This is a genomic window from Solimonas sp. K1W22B-7 (assembly GCF_003428335.1).
Classification (GTDB): Bacteria; Pseudomonadota; Gammaproteobacteria; order Nevskiales; family Nevskiaceae; genus Solimonas_A.
The window spans coordinates 3,845,814-3,865,283 of sequence record NZ_CP031704.1 but is presented as its reverse complement, the minus strand read 5'-3'; the positions used below and the strand labels follow the sequence as shown (position 1 = coordinate 3,865,283).

The 19,470-nt window shown below is 68.9% G+C and carries 17 protein-coding genes; 7 read left to right on the top strand and 10 right to left on the bottom strand.

What is annotated here, in order from left to right; genetic code table 11:
* The first annotated feature begins 6 nt into the window (after positions 1-6).
* A complete protein-coding gene (locus D0B54_RS17380; protein WP_205527156.1) occupies positions 7-753 on the top strand; it encodes a helix-turn-helix domain-containing protein in 747 nt (248 codons plus the stop codon).
* On the opposite strand, the gene D0B54_RS17375 is transcribed toward D0B54_RS17380, so the two are convergent.
* Complete coding sequence (locus D0B54_RS17375; protein WP_117292528.1) at positions 732-1,385, bottom strand: class I SAM-dependent methyltransferase; 654 nt, start codon at positions 1,383-1,385, stop codon at positions 732-734. The two genes, D0B54_RS17380 and D0B54_RS17375, sit on opposite strands and share 22 nt — an antisense overlap.
* A 164-nt stretch (positions 1,386-1,549) precedes the next feature.
* On the opposite strand from D0B54_RS17375, the gene D0B54_RS17370 reads away from it, so the two are divergent.
* Complete coding sequence (locus D0B54_RS17370) at positions 1,550-4,078, top strand: glycoside hydrolase domain-containing protein (protein ID WP_117292526.1); 2,529 nt, start codon at positions 1,550-1,552, stop codon at positions 4,076-4,078.
* Positions 4,079-4,109: 31 nt separating this feature from the next.
* A complete protein-coding gene (locus D0B54_RS17365; protein ID WP_117292524.1) occupies positions 4,110-5,021 on the top strand; it encodes an ROK family protein in 912 nt (303 codons plus the stop codon).
* A 73-nt stretch (positions 5,022-5,094) separates the two neighbouring features.
* Here D0B54_RS17365 and D0B54_RS17360 read toward each other — a convergent pair whose 3' ends face one another.
* The 3 genes from D0B54_RS17360 to ppa all read right to left on the bottom strand — a co-directional run bounded on the left by D0B54_RS17360 (position 5,095) and on the right by ppa (position 7,075).
* Entirely contained in the window at positions 5,095-5,439 is a 345-nt protein-coding gene (locus tag D0B54_RS17360) for a DUF4870 family protein (protein WP_117292522.1), read from the bottom strand.
* A gap of 101 nt (positions 5,440-5,540) precedes the next feature.
* Positions 5,541-6,422 carry an SPOR domain-containing protein gene (locus D0B54_RS17355; protein WP_162932503.1) on the bottom strand — a complete coding sequence of 294 codons (882 nt, stop codon included), beginning with the start codon at positions 6,420-6,422 and terminating at the stop codon, positions 5,541-5,543.
* A gap of 122 nt (positions 6,423-6,544) precedes the next feature.
* Entirely contained in the window at positions 6,545-7,075 is a 531-nt protein-coding gene (ppa, locus tag D0B54_RS17350) for an inorganic diphosphatase (RefSeq protein WP_117292518.1), read from the bottom strand.
* 229 nt (positions 7,076-7,304) lie between these two features.
* Between ppa and D0B54_RS17345 the strand changes: the two genes are divergently transcribed.
* A complete protein-coding gene (locus D0B54_RS17345; RefSeq protein WP_117292517.1) occupies positions 7,305-7,868 on the top strand; it encodes an adenylate kinase in 564 nt (187 codons plus the stop codon).
* Positions 7,869-7,960: 92 nt separating this feature from the next.
* Here D0B54_RS17345 and rnd read toward each other — a convergent pair whose 3' ends face one another.
* A complete protein-coding gene (rnd, locus tag D0B54_RS17340) occupies positions 7,961-9,049 on the bottom strand; it encodes a ribonuclease D (RefSeq protein ID WP_117292516.1) in 1,089 nt (362 codons plus the stop codon).
* A gap of 58 nt (positions 9,050-9,107) precedes the next feature.
* On the opposite strand from rnd, the gene D0B54_RS17335 reads away from it, so the two are divergent.
* From D0B54_RS17335 to D0B54_RS17325, 3 genes are all read left to right on the top strand, one after another.
* A complete protein-coding gene (locus D0B54_RS17335) occupies positions 9,108-9,671 on the top strand; it encodes a hypothetical protein (RefSeq protein WP_117292515.1) in 564 nt (187 codons plus the stop codon).
* A 7-nt stretch (positions 9,672-9,678) separates the two neighbouring features.
* A complete protein-coding gene (mpl, locus tag D0B54_RS17330) occupies positions 9,679-11,022 on the top strand; it encodes a UDP-N-acetylmuramate:L-alanyl-gamma-D-glutamyl-meso-diaminopimelate ligase (protein ID WP_117292514.1) in 1,344 nt (447 codons plus the stop codon).
* 120 nt (positions 11,023-11,142) lie between these two features.
* Entirely contained in the window at positions 11,143-13,674 is a 2,532-nt protein-coding gene (locus D0B54_RS17325) for a DUF4394 domain-containing protein (protein WP_117292513.1), read from the top strand.
* Positions 13,675-13,859: 185 nt separating this feature from the next.
* Here D0B54_RS17325 and D0B54_RS17320 read toward each other — a convergent pair whose 3' ends face one another.
* From D0B54_RS17320 to mdoH, 5 genes are all read right to left on the bottom strand, one after another.
* Positions 13,860-14,255, bottom strand: a complete 396-nt coding sequence (locus D0B54_RS17320; RefSeq protein ID WP_117292512.1) for a hypothetical protein — start codon at positions 14,253-14,255, stop codon at positions 13,860-13,862.
* An 8-nt stretch (positions 14,256-14,263) separates the two neighbouring features.
* Positions 14,264-15,229, bottom strand: coding sequence for a lipoyl synthase (gene lipA / locus D0B54_RS17315; RefSeq protein ID WP_117292511.1), 966 nt, complete (start codon positions 15,227-15,229; stop codon positions 14,264-14,266).
* A gap of 68 nt (positions 15,230-15,297) precedes the next feature.
* Positions 15,298-16,077 carry a lysophospholipid acyltransferase family protein gene (locus D0B54_RS17310; RefSeq protein WP_117292510.1) on the bottom strand — a complete coding sequence of 260 codons (780 nt, stop codon included), beginning with the start codon at positions 16,075-16,077 and terminating at the stop codon, positions 15,298-15,300.
* Positions 16,078-16,088: 11 nt separating this feature from the next.
* Complete coding sequence (locus tag D0B54_RS17305; RefSeq protein ID WP_117292509.1) at positions 16,089-16,877, bottom strand: GNAT family N-acetyltransferase; 789 nt, start codon at positions 16,875-16,877, stop codon at positions 16,089-16,091.
* Between the two features lie 70 nt (positions 16,878-16,947).
* Complete coding sequence (gene mdoH / locus D0B54_RS17300; RefSeq protein ID WP_117292508.1) at positions 16,948-19,467, bottom strand: glucans biosynthesis glucosyltransferase MdoH; 2,520 nt, start codon at positions 19,465-19,467, stop codon at positions 16,948-16,950.
* Positions 19,468-19,470: the final 3 nt, after the last annotated feature.

Sequence of the window (19,470 nt, the reverse complement as noted above, 5' to 3'; positions counted from 1 at the left end):
GCGAGCTTGCTCGCTCCTGCGGGTGAAAGCCTGGGATCGGGCTACAGTACCCGTATGCACCCCGATCCACCTCCGCCCATCCGCTTCCACGTCGGCAAGGGCTACGCGCTGTTCGAAGGCCCGTCCGGCGACAACGCACCGCACCGCCATGCCGCCTTCCAGGTCGCCATCGCGCCGCAGGGCGAGGTGGCGATCAGCGACGGCACACAGCTGCATGCCGCGCCGGTGCTGGTGGTGCCGCCGCTACTGCGCCACCAGATGCAGCCGATCGCCCGGCTGCGCAACTACTTCATCGAGCCGCACTGCCGTTTCGCCGACCTGCTGCGCGAGGGCTGTGGCAGCGGGATCACCGCCATGCCCCAGCTGCACGACCTGCGCGAGGAACAGGTCCGCAGCCTGGGCGCGAGTGCATCCCTGAGCGTGGACGCGCGCCTGCAGCAGGTCATGAATGCCCTGTCGATGCCGGGCGATCGAAGCATGCCCGAACTGGCGCGACAGGCCGGCTTGTCGCCGCAGCGGCTGCGCGCCCTGGCACAGGAACAGCTGGGCATGCCGCTGGCGCGCTGGCGCATCTGGCAGCGCTTCGGCCTGGCGGCGAAGGCGGTCTCCACCGGCGGCGGATTGGCCGATGCGGCGCTGGCTGCCGGGTTTGCCGACCAGGCGCACCTCAGTCGCCAGATGCGCGAGATGTTCGGCGTTCCGCCCTCGCAGCTGCTGCCCCTGTTGCGCTCTCAGGTCTTCTCGGCGACGTAGATCGAGATCGAGCCGGTGATGGTGGGAATCACCTCCGCCTCGCGCACGCCGACGAAGCCGGCCGCCGTGATCAACGAAGGCAGGACGCCATCGGCATTGGGCTGCGTGTCCTCGAAGCCGTCGGCCAGCTGCACGATGCGGAAGGCCGAGCGCATCGCCCGGGTCCGCTGCAGGCCGAAGTCGGCGATCACCAGGCGCCCGCCGGGCCGCAGCAGGCGGTGCATCGAGGCCAGGATGGCGCGCTTCACCGGCATCGGGCACTGGTGCAGCACGAGGCTGGAGACCAGCTTGCTGGCACTGCCGACGGGCAACACCGCCTCCAGCGCATCGCCCATGCCCTCGAAGAACTCCAGGGTGGCGCCTGCTCGCTGCGCCTTGGCGCGCGCCAGACCCAGCATGCGCGCATCGGGGTCCACGCCGACGATGCGGGCCCGCGGCTCCAGGCCGTGCATCAACAGCATCTGGCTGCCGGAGCCGCAACCCACGTCCACCACCACGTCTTCCGGCGCCAGCGCCAGCTGCCCTGCGGCGGCCCCGCGCCAGCGGCGTTCGCCGGTCAGCGCGATGATCGCGTCGTAGAGCTGCCCCGCGCCGAAGCGGCCCAGGGCGGGGGTGTAGGCCTGCTGTCCCATGTCTTGATCCTCGATGAACTCTTCCAGGGCTGCAGTTTCGGCGCCGGCGGGGCCCGCGTCTTGAAGAAAACGCTTGCTCCCGCGGGCGAGCCCGGTGATTTTCCATTCGGCAAAAAGCTGCAACGCGCGGCCCCTATGCTGGACGATCGACGCAGGGAAAACCCATGACATCAACGATGATGCGCTTCCGCGCCCTGGCCGCGCTCGCCATGGTTTTTGCGCTGGCCGGCTGCGGCAGCTCCACGCCGGCCCCGCAGGACCCGCCGCCGGCCGGGCCCGTGGAGCCTCTGGACGCCGCGGCCTACGTCGATCCCTTCGTGGCCACCCAGGACGACTTCGGCCAGGACCTGCCAGGGGCTTACGTGCCCAACGGACTGGCGAAGCTGAATCCGGTGACCTGGCCCTACAAGTCGCACAGCGGCTACGACTACAAGGTGCCGATGATCGCCGGCTTCACCCACACCAATCTCGACGGTGTCGGCGGTAGCGGCGGCGGCGGCGACCTGCTGGTGGTGCCGATCAAGGGCCGCTACAGCGGCGGGCGCAGGCCGCCGCTGCTGGGAGAGGCCAACAGCAACGGCTCGCTCTCCTATCTCCCCTACGCGAAGTTCTACAGCCATGCCGCCGAGAGCGCGGAGCCCGGCTACTACGAGGTCAGGCTGCTCGATCTGAATCCCGATACCTCGAACCTGGCGGGCCTGCTGCCGGGCGCGATCCATGCCGAGATGACCGCGGACACACGCAGCGGCTGGGACCGCTACACCTTCCCCGGCACGACGGACACCGCCACCCTGGTGCTCGACCTGTCGATGAACTTCCGCGAGCGGCTCCATGCCACGCTGGAAGTCGCCTCGCTGCCCGACGGCCGCGCCAGCCTCTCCGGCCAGCTCGACGGCAACTTCAACGGTGCGGACTACCGGGTCTACTACCATGCCGAGACCACGCTGCCGGCCCGCTCCGTGCGCACCTGGGGGGCCGATGCTGCCCTCGGCAACGCCACGAGCCAGAGCGGCACCGACGCCGGCGCGATCCTCGAGTTCGATACTGCCAGCGACAAGGCCGTAGGCCTGCGGATCACGCTGTCGCCGATCAGCGCCGAGCAGGCGCGCATCGACATGGGCCGGGAGCTCGGCGACCGCAGCTTCGAGGAGGTCCGTGCCGATGCCTACCGCGAGTGGAACGACCTGCTGTCGCGCGTGAGGGTCACGGCCTCGGCGAATTCCGACCCCGACGGCAAGCTGCAGAAGCTGTTCTATACACACCTCTACAAGATGTTCGGCACGCCGGTGAACGCGACCAGCACCACCGGGCTCTACCGCGGCATCGACGGCCAGGTCCGCTCCGCGGAGGGCTACGTCCACTACGACGGCTTCGCCACCTGGGACGACTTCCGCAAGTACGGCGTGATCGCGCTGGTCGATCCGCAGCGCTACCGCGACATGACGCGTTCGATGGTCGACCTGTTCGCCGACCTGTCCCATACCGGCGAGACCAACCCCGCCGCGCGGGTCCACAGCGTGCCGACGGTGCGCTTCGAGCGCTCTGCGGTGGTGATCGCCGACGCGGTCGCCAAGGGCGTGGTGCTGCCGCGGCTGGCCGAGGCCTATCCAGCCCTGAAGGCCTACTCGAACGGCCGCTGGGACGAAGCCAATACCGCGCTCGGCTACTTCCCCGACCATGTCGGTGACCAGGTGGGCACCGCCTATGACGACTGGGCGATGTCGATCATCGCGCGCGCGCTGGGTCGCGCCGCCGATGCCGACGCGCTGGCGCAGCGGGCGACCCGCTACCGGGCGATCTTCAACAAGGCCGGCTGGACCTCGCCGGGCGGCGAGCAGATCGGCCTGCTGTGGCCCAAGGGTGCGGACGGCTCCTGGGGCAATGCGGATCCGGAGGCTTTCGGCGATGCGAACCTCTACCAGGGCACGCTGTGGCAGTACAACTGGTACAACGCCGGCGATCTCGGCGGAATGATGCAGCTGATGGGCGGTCAGGCGAAGTTCGCCGAGGCGGTCGGCTACTTCTTCGGCGAGCAGTCGCCCGATGACTGTGGCCGCATGCTGCACGCCAACGCCAACGAGATCGACCTGATCGGGCCCTACCTCTTCGTTTTCGCCGGACAGCCGAGCCGTGCGCAATACTGGGTGCGGCAGATTTACGGCGGCAGCTCCTGCAACCGCTACATCGCCGACGGCGGCAACCCGCTGCAGGGCACCAACAACGGCGAGTACATCCGCCCCAGGAAGATGGAGGTGTTCCGGCTCGACCCGCAGGGTTTCCTCATCACGATGGACAACGACGCCGGCACCATGTCCTCGATCTTCGTCGCCGCGGCGCTCGGCCTGTTCCCGGCGACTCCGGGCAGCGACACCTACGTCATCGGATCGCCCTTCTTCGAGAAGGTCAGGCTTCCGACCGTCGATGGCGGCAGCTTCACCATCTCCGCCCGCGACGTCTCGCCGGGGTCGTATTACATCCAGTCGGCGCAACTCGGTTCCTGCACGCTGCCGCGCGCCTGGATCCGGTACGCCGACATTTCTTCAGGAGGCTCGCTGGATTTCGCCATGGGATCCCGTGCCTCGAGCTGGGGCTCGGACGGAGTGCTGCCGCCGAGCCTGAGCGACACGTTGCCGGTGGCCGGCTGGAGTCCCCGCGGCGGTGTCGAGGCGCCGGGATGCCCGCGGCGCGGATGATTCGCCAGGTGCTGCATCTATAATCCGGCCGATGAGAATCGGCATCGACCTCGGCGGCACCAAGATCGAAGGCATTGTCATGGATGCGGCATCGAACATCCTCTGCCGCCAGCGTATCGCCACGCCCGCCGGCGACTACACCGCGACGCTGCAGGCCTGCGCCGGCCTGGTGGCGAGCCTGGAGCGGGAGGTGGGCCGCAGCGAACTGCGCGTGGGCTTCGGCACGCCTGGATCGATCTCGCGTGCCAGCGGCCGCATGAAGAACTGCAACTCCACCTGCCTCAATGGCCAGCCGCTGAAGCAGGACCTGGAGCGCCGGCTGGGGCGCGAAGTGCGCATCGCCAACGACGCCGACTGCCTGGCGCTGTCCGAGGCCAGCGATGGTGCTGCCGCGGGCGCGGCGGTGGTGTTCGGCGTGATCCTCGGCACCGGGGTCGGCGGCGGCATCGTTGTCCACGGGCGCCTGCTGCAGGGCCCCAACGGCATCGCCGGCGAGTGGGGCCACAATCCCTTGCCCTGGGCGCGGCCGGAGTGGGGCGAGATTCCCGGGCCGCTCAACTACGACGGCCGCCATGGTGCGATCGAGAGCTGGCTGTCCGGCGAAGGCATGGCGGACGATCACCTGCGCAGCGTCGGCGAGCGACTGCGCGGTGAAGAGATCGCGCGGCGCGCCGAGGCCGGCGACGAGGCCTGCGCGGCGACGCTGGCGCGCTACGAGGACCGCCTCGGACGTGCACTGGCCCATGTGATCAACGTCATCGACCCCGACGTGATCGTGCTCGGCGGCGGCGTGTCGCGGCTGCCGCGGCTCTACCGGCACGTGCCGGTACTATGGGACCCGTGGGTGTTCTCGGACCGCGTGGAGACGCGGCTGGTGCCGGCGGTGCATGGGGACAGCAGCGGCGTGCGGGGCGCGGCGTGGCTCTGGTCGCCCCAAGGCTAGGTTTTCCGTAGGAGCGGCTGTTAGCCGCGATACAGCTCCATCGCGGCTAACAGCCGCTCCTGCGGGAGCCGGATCACATCACGATCGGCCGGTTCTCCATGAACGACAGCCCGCCGCGCACGACGCGGTACAGCCACCAGATCGCCACCACGGCGTAGATCACGAAGCCCACCAGAAACCATACCAGCACGCTGGCGATCACCAGCCACAGCAGGCCCCACCAGAAGGTGTGGATCAGCCAGCGGTGATGGCTGCGGATGAACTCGCTGCTGGTCTCGTTGATCTTGATGTGGTCGATGATCACGCCGGCGATCGCCGCGGTCCAGAACGTGAACGGCGCGATGATGTGCAGCACGTAGGCGATCAGCAGGGTGTTGCGTTCCGCTTCGGGCGAGCTGCCGATGGGGGGCTGGTTCATGGTGCGATTTCCAGAAGGGGTTTGTTCTTTCTACACGATCATTCTTGCAGGATTCCGTGTGCGGATACTGCAATCGCGTCAACAGGCCCTGGTGCAGGGGCTCATGGACGCATCACCCAGGCGCCCTTGATCTTGAGCCGCTGGGCGGCGAGCTGCCGGTACTGCAGCGCGTCGCCGTAGCTGGCGAAGCCGCCCAGCAGCACGCGGTGGCGCAGGCCGGCGGGTGTCTGGCTGGCGAGCGTTTCCACCGGGTAGCCCAGCGCGCCGAGCCGGCCCGCTTCGCCGGCGGCCTGTTCCTCGGTACCCACCGACAGCAGCACCAGGCGGAAGCGGCCGCCGGACTTGAGCGCCGGCTCCTGCGGCCGCATCTCGGTGGAGGGCAGCCAGGTCGCGAGTTTCTGCGGCGGGGTCGGCCCGATCGGCCTCGGCGGCTGGCCGCGCGGCACCACGTAGAAGGTATTGGGCTGGTCCATGGTCTGCAGCGGCGCGTCCGGGCTGGAGACCTGCACCGTGCCTTCCAGCAGGCACAGCAGGTCCTGGCTGTCGTCGCTCTTGGCGAAGATATCGGTGCCGCGGATGCCGGCGGTGACCGTGGGGCCGGCGTAGACGTCCAGCTCGCGCTTGCGCAGCTCGGAGAACGCGCCGGTGGTGTAGCGGAACGCACCCTTGAGGATCTTCAGCGCGCCCTTGAGCAATCCGGTTTCGCTGCCGTCGTCGACCACTTCCAGCGCCGGCAGCTCGAACTGCGCGGATTCGCCCAGCTTGATCGTGCTGCTGTCTTCCAGTTCCAGCTGCACGCGGCCGTTGAGACCGGTGACGACGCGATCGCCAGGCAGGATCGCGGCACCGGGGTAGAGCGGCAGGCGGCTGTCGCCGCGTTCGACCCAGGCCGGCGGCTGCAGCAGCATCGCCCGCGCCAACTCCGGCGCTTGCGCCCGCACGTCACCGGCCAGCAGCAAAACCGCGCAGGCGAATGCCTGCATGCCCCAATGCCCCCGCATCGAAAACTCTCCCCCATCCCTGGTGCGGCGAGTATAGGCAGGCGGTCGTGCAAAATGAAAAAGGCAGGCTTCAAGCCTGCCTTTTCCTGCAACGGGCTGCGGAATCAGCCCTTGTAGTCGCGGATGCCCTTGGCGATTTCCTCGCGCGCGGCGGCGGCGTCGCGCCAGCCGGAGATCTTGACCCACTTGCCCTTCTCGAGCAGCTTGTAGGAGCTGTAGAAGTGGTGGATCTCGTTCTTGACGCGCTCCGGCACGTCGGCCAGGTCCTGGAGGTGGTCGTAGGCGCCGTTGCTGACCTTGTCCACCGGCACGGCGAGCAGCTTGGCGTCGGTGCCCTTCTCGTCCTCGGTGTCGAGCACGCAGAGCGCGCGGCACTTGATGATGGAACCGGCCACCACCGGGTGCGGGGTGATCACCAGCACGTCCACCGGATCGCCGTCGCCGGCCAGGGTCTTGGGCACGTAGCCGTAGTTGGCCGGGTAGGACATGGCCACGTTCATGAAACGGTCGACCATCAGCAGGCCGGTGTCCTTGTCCACTTCATACTTGACCGGCGGGCCATAGGCCGGGATTTCGATGACGACGTAAAACTCGTTCGGGGCCTTGTCGCCCGGACCCAGTGCTTCGATGCCCATGTTCTTGATTAACCTCAGTAGTTGCCGGCTGGCAGGGGAGTGCGGTCAGACCCGGGGGAGGGGGTGGTGCACAGCTGTTCCATCCCTTGCCCCTAGGCTAGAGCCGCATAGTTTAATAAACTGGCCGCAGCCACGCATTTCCACCGGCCGCAGCGCCGGTGGCCGTTTCAACCCCGGCGGGGGACTCCAAGGACGCCGCGGGTACACATAGAAAGAGGCTGACAACACAATGAGACTCATATTGCTGGGTGCGCCCGGCTCGGGCAAGGGCACCCAGGGTGAGAAGCTGGTGTCCCACTTCGGCATCCCCAAGATTTCCACCGGCGACGCCCTGCGCGCCGCCGTCAAGGCCGGTACGGAGTTGGGCAAGAAGGCCAAGGCGGTGATGGACGCCGGCGGCCTGGTGGCCAATGAAATCGTCATCGGCATCGTCGAGGAACGCCTCGGCCAGGCCGACGCGCAGAAGGGCTTCATCCTCGACGGCTTCCCGCGCAACACCGCGCAGGCCGAGGTGCTGGACGGCATGCTCAAGCGCCTGGGCCAGCCGGGCATCGACAAGGCCGTGCACCTGCACGTAACCGACGAGGAGATCGTCAAGCGCCTGCTCGACCGCGCCGTGAAGGAAGGCCGCGAGGACGACAAGGAAGACGTCATCCGCAAGCGTATCGAGGTGTACAACGCCGAGACCCGCCCGCTGCTGGACTACTACAGCAAGCAGGGCAAGGTAGTCACGGTGGAAGGCATCGGCAGCCTCGAGGACATCTTCAACCGCATCCTCGCAGTCGCGCGCTGAGCTGTTCGGATGTGAAACGGGCCCGCAATGCGGGCCCGTTTTGTTTTGTGCTGCTGTTTCCCCTCTCCCGCTTGCGGGAGAGGGGAGCGGAATCAAAGCTTCAGCAACTCCTCCCCCGCCACCTGCCGCCGCCAGCCCTGCAGCAGCGGCACCTTTGCCTTCTCGCCCTGCAGCAGCAGCGCCTGCATGTCGGCGCGCGGCGCGATGAAGGTGGCCGGCAGCTTCAGTGCGGCGGCGATGTCGGTCAGTTTCGCCTGCAGCGCCTTGAGCCGCGCCTTCTGCTCCGGCTCCAGCTGGTCGTCGGTGGCCAGCACCTCGGCCGGCGCCGCGAGGCCCTGGGTCACCAGGGCCAGCAGGCGCTCGCCGTGGCGCTGCAGGGTCTTGGGCTGCAGCACCTGCAGCGCTTCGAGCTGCGCCAGCGTCTGCGGCTTGCGCTCGGCCATGCGGTAGATCGGGTCGTCTTCCAGGATCCACTTGCGCGGCCGGTTGCGCGCCTGTGCCTCGGTCTCGCGCCAGGCCGTGAGTGCGGCGGCCACCTGCTGGTCGCGCGCCGACAGCCGCGCCAGGCCCTTGAGGCGCTGCCAGGCGTCCTCCGGCGCGGTGCGGTAGCGCTCCGGGTCACAGAGACGGGCACAGTCCTCTTCCAGCCAGGCCAGGCGGCCGGCCTGCACCAGCTCCTCGCGCAGGCGCGGGTAGATCTGGGCCAGGTATTGCACGTCGGCCGCGGCATAGGCCAGCTCGGCCTCGCTCAGCGGGCGCCGCGACCAGTCGGTGCGCGACAGGCTCTTGTCCAGGGTCACGCCGCAGAGCTTCTCGATCAGGCCGGCGTAGCCGATCTGGTCGCCGTAGCCCAGCAGCGTGGCGGCGATCTGGGTGTCGAACAGCGGCGCCGGCGCGGCGCCGGTGAGCTGCACGAAGATCTCGTAGTCCTGGCTGGCGGAGTGCAGCACCTTGGTGGTCTGCGGCTGCGCCAGCACCGCCAGCAGCGGCTGCAGTTCCCTGATCGCCAGCGGGTCGACACAGACCGAGGAACGGCCGTCGCCGACCTGGATCAGGCAGAGCTTCGCGTTGTACGTATCGACGCGGACGAACTCGGTGTCGATCGCGAGCCATTCGCGGCCGGCCCAGCCCTGGGCCAGCTCCGCCAGCGGGGCGGGGGTATTGATGAAAGGGGTCGGCATGGGAGTTATGGGGAATATTCCCATTAGAATACCGGCTTTAGGCCCCAGACCACCGACAATGCTCGCTTCCGTCTCCAGTGCGACCCTCAAGATCCTGCTGTTCCGTGCCGGTCCGGAGGAGTTTCCCTATGACCCGGGCCGCAACCTGACCCTGGCCTGCCTGGGCTTCGGCGTGCTGGCCAATGCCGCACTGCTGATGTTCCTGATGCCGCCGCTGGCCGCCCTGTTCGGTGGCTTCGTCAACGTCGGCTTCCTGGCGCTGTTCACGCGCCTGACCCTGGCCGCGCGCAAGCTCGACAACCGCTTCCAGCAGACCTTCAACGCCCTGGTCGTCAGCGGCGCGGTGCTGACCCTGCTGATGGTGCCGTTCTTCGCCAAGCTGGCGCCGGTGCTGGCGCAGATCGCCGACCTGATCGCCAAGAACCCGGAACTGGCCAAGCATCCCGAGAAGCTGCCGTCGCCGCCATCGATGCCGATCATGGTGCTGATGATGCTGGGTACCTGGCAGATCGCGGTGATCTCCCGCATCTTCCTGCTGGCGGGCGGCGTCTGGGCGCTGCTGGCCTTCCTGTCGGTCCTGTTCCTGATGATCGGCATGCAGCTCAGCCTCGGCGGGGCCTGAGCGACCCATGCACATCCATATCCTCGGCATCTGCGGCACCTTCATGGCCGGCATCGCGGCGATCGCGCGCGAGGCGGGCCACACCGTCACCGGCTCCGACGCCAATGCCTGGCCGCCGATGTCCACGCAGCTGGAGCAGCTCGGCATCGCGGTGATGCGCGGCTACGAGCCGGACCATTTGATGCCGCGTCCGGACATGGTCGTGGTCGGCAACGTCGTCACGCGCGGCAACCCGGCGATGGAGTACGTACTCAACGAAGGCCTGCCCTATGTCTCCGGTCCGCAGTGGCTGGCCGAGAACGTGCTGCAGGGCCGCCATGTGCTGGCGGTGGCCGGTACCCACGGCAAGACCACCACCAGCGGCATCCTCGCCTGGCTGCTGGAACATGCGGGGCTGGAGCCCGGCTTCCTGGTCGGCGGCATGCCGATGAATTTCGGCCTGTCGGCGCGCCTGGGCAAGGGCAAGACTTTCGTGATCGAGGCCGATGAGTACGACACGGCCTTCTTCGACAAGCGCAGCAAGTTCGTCCACTACCACCCGCGCACCTGCATCCTCAACAACCTCGAGTTCGACCACGCCGACATCTTCCCGGACCTGGCCGCGATCGAGCGCCAGTTCCATCACCTGGTGCGTACCGTGCCGGGGCAGGGCCGCCTGGTGGTCAACGGCGCCGACGCCGTGCTGGCGCGGGTGCTGGAGCAGGGCTGCTGGAGCGAGCGCGACTGGTTCGACAGCGAGCAGGGCTGGCGCGCCGAGCCCACTGCGGAGGGCTTCCGCCTGTTCGTCCGCGGCGAGGACCAGGGCCTGGTCGCCACGCCCCTGGCCGGCACGCACAACCGCTCCAACACGCTGGCGGCCTTCGCCGCCGCGCATCATGTCGGCGTACCGGTGGCGACCCTGATCGAGGGCATCGCCGCCTTCCAGAGCGTCAAGCGGCGCCTGGAACTGGTCGGCGAGGCGCGCGGTGTGAAGGTCTACGACGATTTCGCCCATCACCCCACCGCGATCGCCGTGACGGTGGACGCGCTGCGCCAGCAGCCGGGCAGCGGCCGCATCCTGGCGGTGCTGGAGCCGCGCTCCAACACCATGCGCATGGGCTCGCACGCCGCGGAACTGGCGCACAGCCTGCAGGCCGCGGACAAGGTCTTCGTCTACGCCCGGCCGGATCTCAAATGGGATGCCGCGGCAGCGCTGCAGGAAGTCGGCCCGCGCCTGCATGTGCACAACGACCTCGCCATGCTGGTGGCGGCGATCGCCACCGAGGCCCAGGAGGGCGACCGCGTGCTGGTGATGTCCAACGGTGATTTCGGCGGCATCCATAGCAAGCTAGTGAAAGAACTGGCGAGCTAGGGCCTATTGAGAACTGGTCTGCATCCATAGGCCGGGGCGGGGCGTAGACTCTGAGCCCCGGCCAGCGCTGTCCAGCCCCGGACAGAGCGGTTCCGCCGGGCGCGAGCAGGGAGGCGGACCATGCGGAATCCAGGATTCGTGTTGCGTGCGGCAATGCTGTCGATGGCCATGGCGGGCCTGGTGGCCTGCGATGATTCCGATGACGGCGGGCCTGATGGCCCGGGCGGTGGTCCGGTTGTGCCGATGACGCCGGGCGATACCTTCGTCCTCACCTCCAGCGCCGCCGGCCAGCGTCTGCTCAGCTTCAACCGCGCCACACCCGGCAGCATCCGCACCGCGATGTCGGTCACCGGTCTCGCCGGCGGCGAGCGCATCGTCGGCGCCGACTTCAGGCCGGCCGACGGCAACCTCTATGCCGTGACCAGCACCAGCCGCATCATGCGGCTCGATCGCGCGACCGGCGTGGCCTCGGCGCCAGTGACACTCGCCACGGCCTTGGCCGGCACCAATTTCGGCGTCGATTTCAACCCGGTGCCGGACCGCCTGCGCGTGATCAGCGATACGGGACAGAACCTGCGTATCAACGTCACCGACGGTGCTACCACGGTCGACGGCACGCTGAAGCAGGACCGCCGCACGGCGACCACGGCGGACATCGCCGGCGTCAGCGCAGCGGCCTACACCATGAGCTTCCCGCAGGCCTGCCGCACCACGCTGTTCTACCTCAACAGCACCAGCGGCATGCTGATGACTTCGGCCGATCCCAATGGCGGTACGCTGTTCAACGTCGGCAGCCTGGGCCTGGCAGCACCGGCTGCGGTCAACGGCTTCGACGTGCTCACCGGCACGGCGGGCGATGGCCTGCCGACCAACACCGGCGTCGCCGTGCTGTCCAGCGGTGCCGGCGCGCCGACCCTGCACACCATCGACCTCACCACCGGTGCGGCGACCGCGATCGGAGCGATCGGCGTCAATGCCGGCGAACAGGTGGTGTCGCTGCTGACACCGATCGCGGCCTCGCCGACACGGCAGGCACGCGGCGAACTGGTCGCGCTGATGACCGGCGCCACCGGCGACAAGCTGGCCAGTTTCAACCGCGGCTCGCCCGCCAAGCTCTGCACCGGGCCGACCGCGGTCACCGGCCTGGGCGGCGAGAACATCGTCGGCATCGACACGCGCCCGGCCACCGGTGAGCTGTATGCCGTCACCAGCGGCAGCCGCCTGATGATCCTCAACCCGGACACCGCCGCCGCCACCGCGCGTGCCACCATGAGCACTGCGCTGCCGACCACGGTCTTCTCCTTCGGAGTCGACTTCAACCCGGTGCCGGACCGCCTGCGCATCACCGCCGCCAACGGACTCAACCTGCGCGTGAACCCCGAGACCGGCGACACCACCACCGACACGGCGCTGTCCGCCACCGACGTCAGCGGCGCGGCCTACAGCAACAGCCTGCGCAGCGCCGCGGCGCTGGCCGCCAGCAATGGCGGCAGCACCACGCTGTTCGGCATCAACAACGCCACCGACTCGCTGGTGCGCATCGGCAGCGACCCGGCCAGCGGCGTCGCCGCCGATCCGGGCAATCCCAACAGCGGCGTCGTCAACAACGTCGGCGCGCTGGGCGTGGCGATCGAAGGCACCAATGCCCTGGAGATCGACGGCCTCAACGGCCAGGCCCTGCTGGCGGCTTTCTCGGCGGGCTCCACCACCTCGCAGCTGTACACGGTGAATCTGGCCACCGGCGCGGCCGCGCTTGTTACCGGTGCGGCCGCTTCCAGCACCGTGGGCGGCGCCACCGGCGAGCATGTCCGCGGCATGAGCCTGGTGCCGGCCACGGCGCCAGGGCCGGCGGTGACGGTGTTCGCGCTGCTGCAGAACGGTACCGACCTGGTGAACTTCCTGCCCTCGGCTGCGGCCACGCCCTCGGCAGCGGTCGCGATCACCGGGCTGGCCGGCGGCGAGTTCCTGGTCGACATCGACTTCCGCGTCACCGGCAACGGTCAGCGCAACCGCCAGCTGGTGGGCCTCAGCAACCAGAACCGTATCTACGTCATCAACCCGACGACCGGAGCGGCCACCGGCGGCCGCGTGCTGAGGACCGGAGCGGGGGCCGACGTGATCATCGCCGGCACCACCGGGATCGACTTCAACCCGGTGCCGGACCTGCTGCGCCTGGTCAGCACCACAGGGCAGAACTTCCGCATCAACCCGGACGTGGATAACGGGGCCACAGCGGACAGCACGCTGAGCGGTGCGGCCAACGACCTGGTCGCCGTCGCCTACGCCAACAACTTCGTCGGCACCACGGCCACGACGCTGTATGGCATCAGTGCGGTCACCGCCAGCCTGGTGCGGATCGGCGCCGATCCGGCCACCGGCGGTGCCTGCCCCGGCGATACCGGCAATCCGAACTGCGGTGTCGGGACCCTGGTCGGCGCGCTCGGCGTGGCGGCGCCGCCGCCGTTGGGCACACTGGGCGACATGGACATCGTCGGCGGCCGCAACGGCTATGCGCTGGCGGCGGTGGTTCCGGTCGCGGGTGGCCTGTCCACGCTGGTGCGCATCAACCTGGCGACCGGCACGGCGACCTCGCTGGGCACGATCGCCACCGGCGGGCCGACCGTGCGCGGCATCGCGGTGCGCGTGCAGTAGCAAAGGGGCAGAAGGAAAAAGGGCCGGCAATAGCCGGCCCTTTTTTCGTGCTTTTGTGGGAGCGGCTTTAGCCGCGATCTTTTGGTAGCCCCAGAATAAGATCGCGGCTGCTGTTGGCCCTGGCGAGGGATGACTTCATGTCATCCCGAGTTAAGCCAACGGCCCGCTCCCACGGGAGATGCATCTCAGTCCTCGTCGGGCCCGGCCACGCCGGCGGGCCCTTCATCCTCGTCCAGCTCTTCCTCCAGCTTCTCCAGCTTGGCCAGGAAGCGCTTGAGGATGCGCTCGCCCACGCCCTCGTCGGTGAGGAGCTGCTGGATCGCCTCGCGCAGCGCGTCGGCGTCGAAGTGCTCGTGCTGCGGGTCGGTGATCTCGCCGAAGTCGCCGATGCGGTCCCAGCCTTCCTCGATGCTGAGCACCACCGGCAGGACCGGCGGGTCCAGCTCCACCGACAGGAAGTCGAAGCGGTGCGAGTAGCCGTCCCAGGTCACCCACTGCGGCTCGCCGGAATCCAGGTAGGTGAGGATCGCCTCGGCGCAGACGGCGGCAAATTTCTCGACGTGGCTGTCTTCGATTTCCATGCAGATCTTCAGATGACGCCGTGCGCCTGCTGGTCGGCGTGGTAGCTGCTGCGCACCATCGGGCCGCTGGCGACGTGCTTGAAACCCATCTCCTCGCCGATCACGCGCAGGCGCTCGAATTCGGTGGGGTGTACGTAGCGCGCCACCGGCAGGTGGCTGCGCGAGGGCTGCAGGTACTGGCCCAGGGTCAGCATGTCGACCTTGTGCGCGCGCAGGTCGCGCATGACCTGCTCGATCTCGTCGATCTCCTCGCCCAGGCCCAGCATCAGGCCCGACTTGGTCGGCACTTCGGGGTGCAGGCCCTTGAAGCGTTCCAGCAGGTCCAGCGACCAGTCGTAGTCGGAGCCGGGGCGGGCCTGCTTGTAGAGGCGCGGCACGGTTTCGAGGTTGTGGTTGAACACGTCCGGCGGCGTGTCCTTGAAGATCGCCAGCGCCGGGTCCATGCGGCCGCGGAAGTCGGGCACCAGCACCTCGATCTGCAGCGTCGGCGACAGCGCGCGGCTCTCGCGAATGCAGTTGGCGAAGTGGGCGGCACCGCCGTCCCTGAGATCGTCGCGGTCGACGCTGGTGATGACGACATAGCGCAGGCGCATGTCGCGGATGGTTTTCGCCAGCTTGGCCGGCTCGTCCAGGTCCAGCGGGTTGGGGCGGCCATGGGCGACGTCGCAGAACGGGCAGCGCCGCGTGCAGATGGCGCCCATGATCATGAAAGTGGCCGTGCCCTTGCCGAAGCACTCGCCCAGGTTGGGGCAGCTGGCTTCCTCGCAGACCGTGTGCAGGTCGTTGTCGCGCAAGGCTTTTTTGATGCGCGCCACTTCCGAGGACTCACCCAGCCTGGCGCGGATCCACTCGGGCTTGCGCAGCAGGGTGGTGGAGGCCTCGATCTTGACCGGGATGCGCGCCATCTTGTCGGCGCCACGCAGCTTTTCGCCCTGGATGATGGGCTTGATTGCGGAAGGAGGGGTGGTGCTCATGGCTGCTCGGTATGACCTGCGCCCATTTTACTACCCTTTGGGCCTGCAGCAGGCCACCCCATGCCGCTTCAGGCGGCCAGGGGCTGCTCCACCGGCAGTTCGGCGATGGCCGCCGAGGCCGCAGGACCCAGCACGCCGCGGACAGCGGCCTGGGCGGCGGCGCAGAGGGTATCGCGGTCCATCGACTGGACCGGGATCGGCCGGCAGTAGGTCACCTCGGCCACCAGCTCCGGGGTGCGCAGGATGCGCAGCACATGGCTCACCAGGTCGTCGTCGCCGATGAAGGGCGCCACGGCGGCACCGTCCCGCGCACGGCCGTAGCGGATCGCCACCGGCTGCACCGGGCAGCCGGCCTCGATCGCGCCCGCGAACAGGCGCGAATGGAACGGCAGCACGTCGCGGCCGTCGGTGGTGGTGCCCTCGGGGAACACCACGACGTTGCCGCCGGCGCGCAGGTGCGGCACCAGCAGGTTCAGCAGCGGCCGCGAGCCACCCTTGCCGCGGCGGATGTAGAAGGTGCCGCAGGCCTCGGCCAGCATGCCTGCCACCGGCCAGTCGCGTACCTCGGACTTGGACAGGAAGTGCGTGGGTTCGCAGGCGCCGATCAGCGGGATGTCCAGCCAGGACACGTGGTTGGACACCGTGAAGCGCGCGCCGCTGGCCGGCTGGCCGCTGACGAACAGGCGGATGTTGAGGATCTCCAGCAGCATCCCGGTCCACCAGTGCATCAGGCGCGGGCCGCTGAGCCGGCGCGTGAAGTCCACGCGCACGGCCAGCGCCAGGCCCAGGCCCACCGCCAGGTGGATGACCAGGCGCAGGCCGCGCAGCCAGGCGATGGCGGTGTTCATGCGCCGGAGCCTCAGGCGTGGCCCGCAGCGAGCGGCGCGGTTTCCTCGGCACCCTTGCCGAGGAAGTGGCGCGCGTAGCGCGGGTGCAGGTCGGAGACGTTGAGCAGCATGAACACGTCGGCGCAGTTGAAGTCCTGGTCCCAGTAGGGTTCGCCGCAGGCCTTGGCGCCCAGGCTCAGGTAGGCCTTCAGCAGCGGCGGCAGCTTCGGCTTTTCGGTGGCGCGGGCATCGGCGGCCGGCAGCGTCACGTACGGACGCACGTGCTGCGAGGCCGGGGCCAGGTACTTGCCGCGGATCTGGTCGAGGATCGCGTGAGCGGCGACGCCGCCGTCTTCCAGGCCGATCGAGGCGCAGCCGAACAGGTAGTCGTAGCCCTCGTTGGTGACGTAGGCGGCGATGCCCTGCCACAGGGTCGCGATCACGGCGCCGCTGCGGTACTCCGCGTCGACGCAGGTGCGGCCGATTTCCATCACGCGGCCCGGCAGGCCGTTGATCATGTCCAGGTCGAACTCGCCGGCGGAGTAGAAGCCGCCCGCCAGCGCGGCGCGGTCGTCGGTGAGGATGCGCGTGCAGGCAATGATGCGGCCCGATTCCATTTCGCGGACGAACAGGTGACGGCAGTATTCGTCGTAGCGGTCGCGGTCGACGCCTTCGGCGCCGCTGTCGATCTGTGCGCCGAGTTCGCCGGCGAAGATGCGGTAGCGCAGCTGCTGGGTTTCCAGCACTTCTGCAGCGGTCTCGGCGAAGCCGAGTTCGAAGCGCGGCTTGCGCGGAAGATCGCCATCGATGATTGCGGACATATGCGTTCGCTCCTATTTTGACGGAGCGAACTGTATGAACCGCGCGTTGAAGGCGTATTACGTCGTCATGTCAGTTCGGTGACGAAGGCTTCCACTCGGGCGAGGCTTCGGGTGCGGTCCAGGCCAGGCCGTGCAGGCGCGACAGGCAGACCGGGTCGGCCAGCAGCAGGTTGCGCTCGGCGTCGCCCAGGCCCGAGGGACCGCGCGCCAGTGCTTTTTGCACGAGCAGGGAACGGGTGCGGCGCATCGGCTCCGGCTGCATCTCGCGCGGCACGCCGGCGGCGCAGGACAGGGCATTGACCAGGGGGTCGGTCACCGCGGCGCGGAAATCGGGCGGCTCGGCGCGGTTGCGGCGCAGGCCGGCGCGCAGCCAGCGCAGTTCGCGCGGCGGGAAGGATTCCTCGGGGATCAGGAACAGGCGGCGCTGGCGGAACCAGCGGCCGATGCCGGCGCGCGAGCTCCATACCGACACCGGGATCGCGATCACCAGGCTGCCGGCCACCGGCAGCAGCCACCACAGGAATTCCTTGTCCAGCGTGTAGACGTAGGCGCCCCAGCCCAGGCCCAGCAGCGTGCCGAGGCCATGGCGCTTGATCGCCTCGCTCCAGGGGGTGGCGGCGTCGTCGCGCGGCGGCGACTTCCACTGCACCGCGAAGCCCAGCAGGGCGCCCGTCACGTAGCGCGCGTGGAACAGCATGCGCACCGGGGCCAGCACCGCCGAGAACAGCATCTCCAGCAGCAGGCTGGCGGCGAGGCGGCCGGGGCCGCCGTGCAGCTTCAGGTCCTGGCGCCGGAACAGGATCAGCACCGCGCTGAGGACCTTGGGCAGGAACAGCAGGGTCATGGTGGCGCCGAACAGGCGCAGCGCCCATTCGGGGTGCCATTCCGGCCAGTTGGGGAACAGCTGGTAGGGCTCGGTGAAGTACTGCGGTTCCACGTGCACGCTGAGCGCCAGTGCCGCGGTGGACAGGATCAGCAGCAGGAACCACAGCGGCGCAGAGAGGTAGGCCATCACGCCGGTCATGAACACCGCGCGATGCGCCGGGTGCAGGCCCGAGGTGAAGAACAGGCGGAAATTCTGCAGGTTGCCCTGGCACCAGCGCTGGTCGCGCTTGAGTTCGTCCAGCAGCGCCGGCGGCATTTCCTCGTAGGAGCCGGCCAGGTCGTAGGCGATCCATACCGACCAGCCGGCGCGGCGCATCAGCGCCGCCTCGACGAAATCGTGCGACATGATCGCGCCGGACAGGGCGCCCTTGCCCGGCAGGCTGCCGAGTGCGCAGTGCTTCATGAACGGCGCCACGCGGATGATCGCGTTGTGGCCCCAGTAGTGGCTCTCGCCCAGCTGCCAGAAGTGCAGGCCGGAGGTGAACAGCGGGCCGTAGACGCGGGTGGCGAACTGCTGGATGCGCGCATACAGCGTCTCGCGCCCGGCGGCACGCGGCGCGGTCTGGATGATGCCAGCGCCGGGATTGGCCTCCATCAGCTGCACCAGGCGCTTGAGGCAGTCGCCGGACATCACGCTGTCGGCGTCCAGGATGATCATGTAGCGGTACAGGCTGCCCCAGCGGCGGCACCAGTCGGCGACGTTGCCGGCCTTCTTCTTGATGCGGTGGCGGCGCAGGCGATAGAAGATGTGGCTGAAGCCGTCCACCTCGCGGCACAGCTTGAGCCAGGCATCCAGCTCGGCGACGCGCACGTCGGCCTTGGAGGTGTCGCTGAGGATGTAGAAGTCGAAGTGCTCGCGCACGCCGGCGCGGGCCAGCGAGTCGTAGGTGGCGCGCAGGCCGGCGAACACGCGCACCACGTCCTCGTTGCAGATCGGCACCAGGATCGCGGTGCGGCCCTTGGGCGGCAGCGGCAGGTTGGGCGCGGCAGAGGCATTGATCGCGTACTTGTCGCGGCCCCGGAGGAGCACCCAGAAGCCCATCATCGCGGTCCAGAAGCCGGCCGAGATCCAGGCGAACAGCACGGCGTAGACCGCCAGCAGCGCCATCTCCAGGTGGTGGCGGCCGTGGTAGGGCAGCACCGCCATCATGAAGTAGCTGGCGACATAGGTCTGCGCCAGCACCAGGCCCAGCAGCAGGAAGCGGCGGTTGCGGCCGGCGTTGCGCCAGGGCGACTGGCTTACCGGCGAATCCGGCACGAAGGGCTCGTCGCGCGACTGCAGGTGCGGTTTCTCGCGCCCTACCAGGCCCCCCAGCCACTGCCACAGGCGTCCCAGCGGGTTGCGGTCCCAGGGGCGCGGCACCATCGAGGCACGCTTCATCGGCGGCGTCGACACCAGGCGCAGGCGGCCCTGGCGGTCGCGCTGGAAGGCGTTTTCCAGCTCGGCGTCGCCGCGCTTGTGCGGCGTGCCCTCGGTCAGGCGCTGCAGCCGTGCCTCGATCGAGGCCAGCGAGGGGGCGTCGGCCGGCGGTGCTTCGCCCGCCAGGGCCTCGTGCAGCTCGCTGAACACGGCGGCGGCATCGGGTGTCGGGTGGCGCCGCAGCAGGGCGTCGGCGCGCGTGCGCAGCGTCTCCGCCTGCGCCGGCTCCAGCGGCAGGCGGGCAAGGTAGGCGTCAACGCGGGCGCGGAGCTGCTCGGTACTCATCGG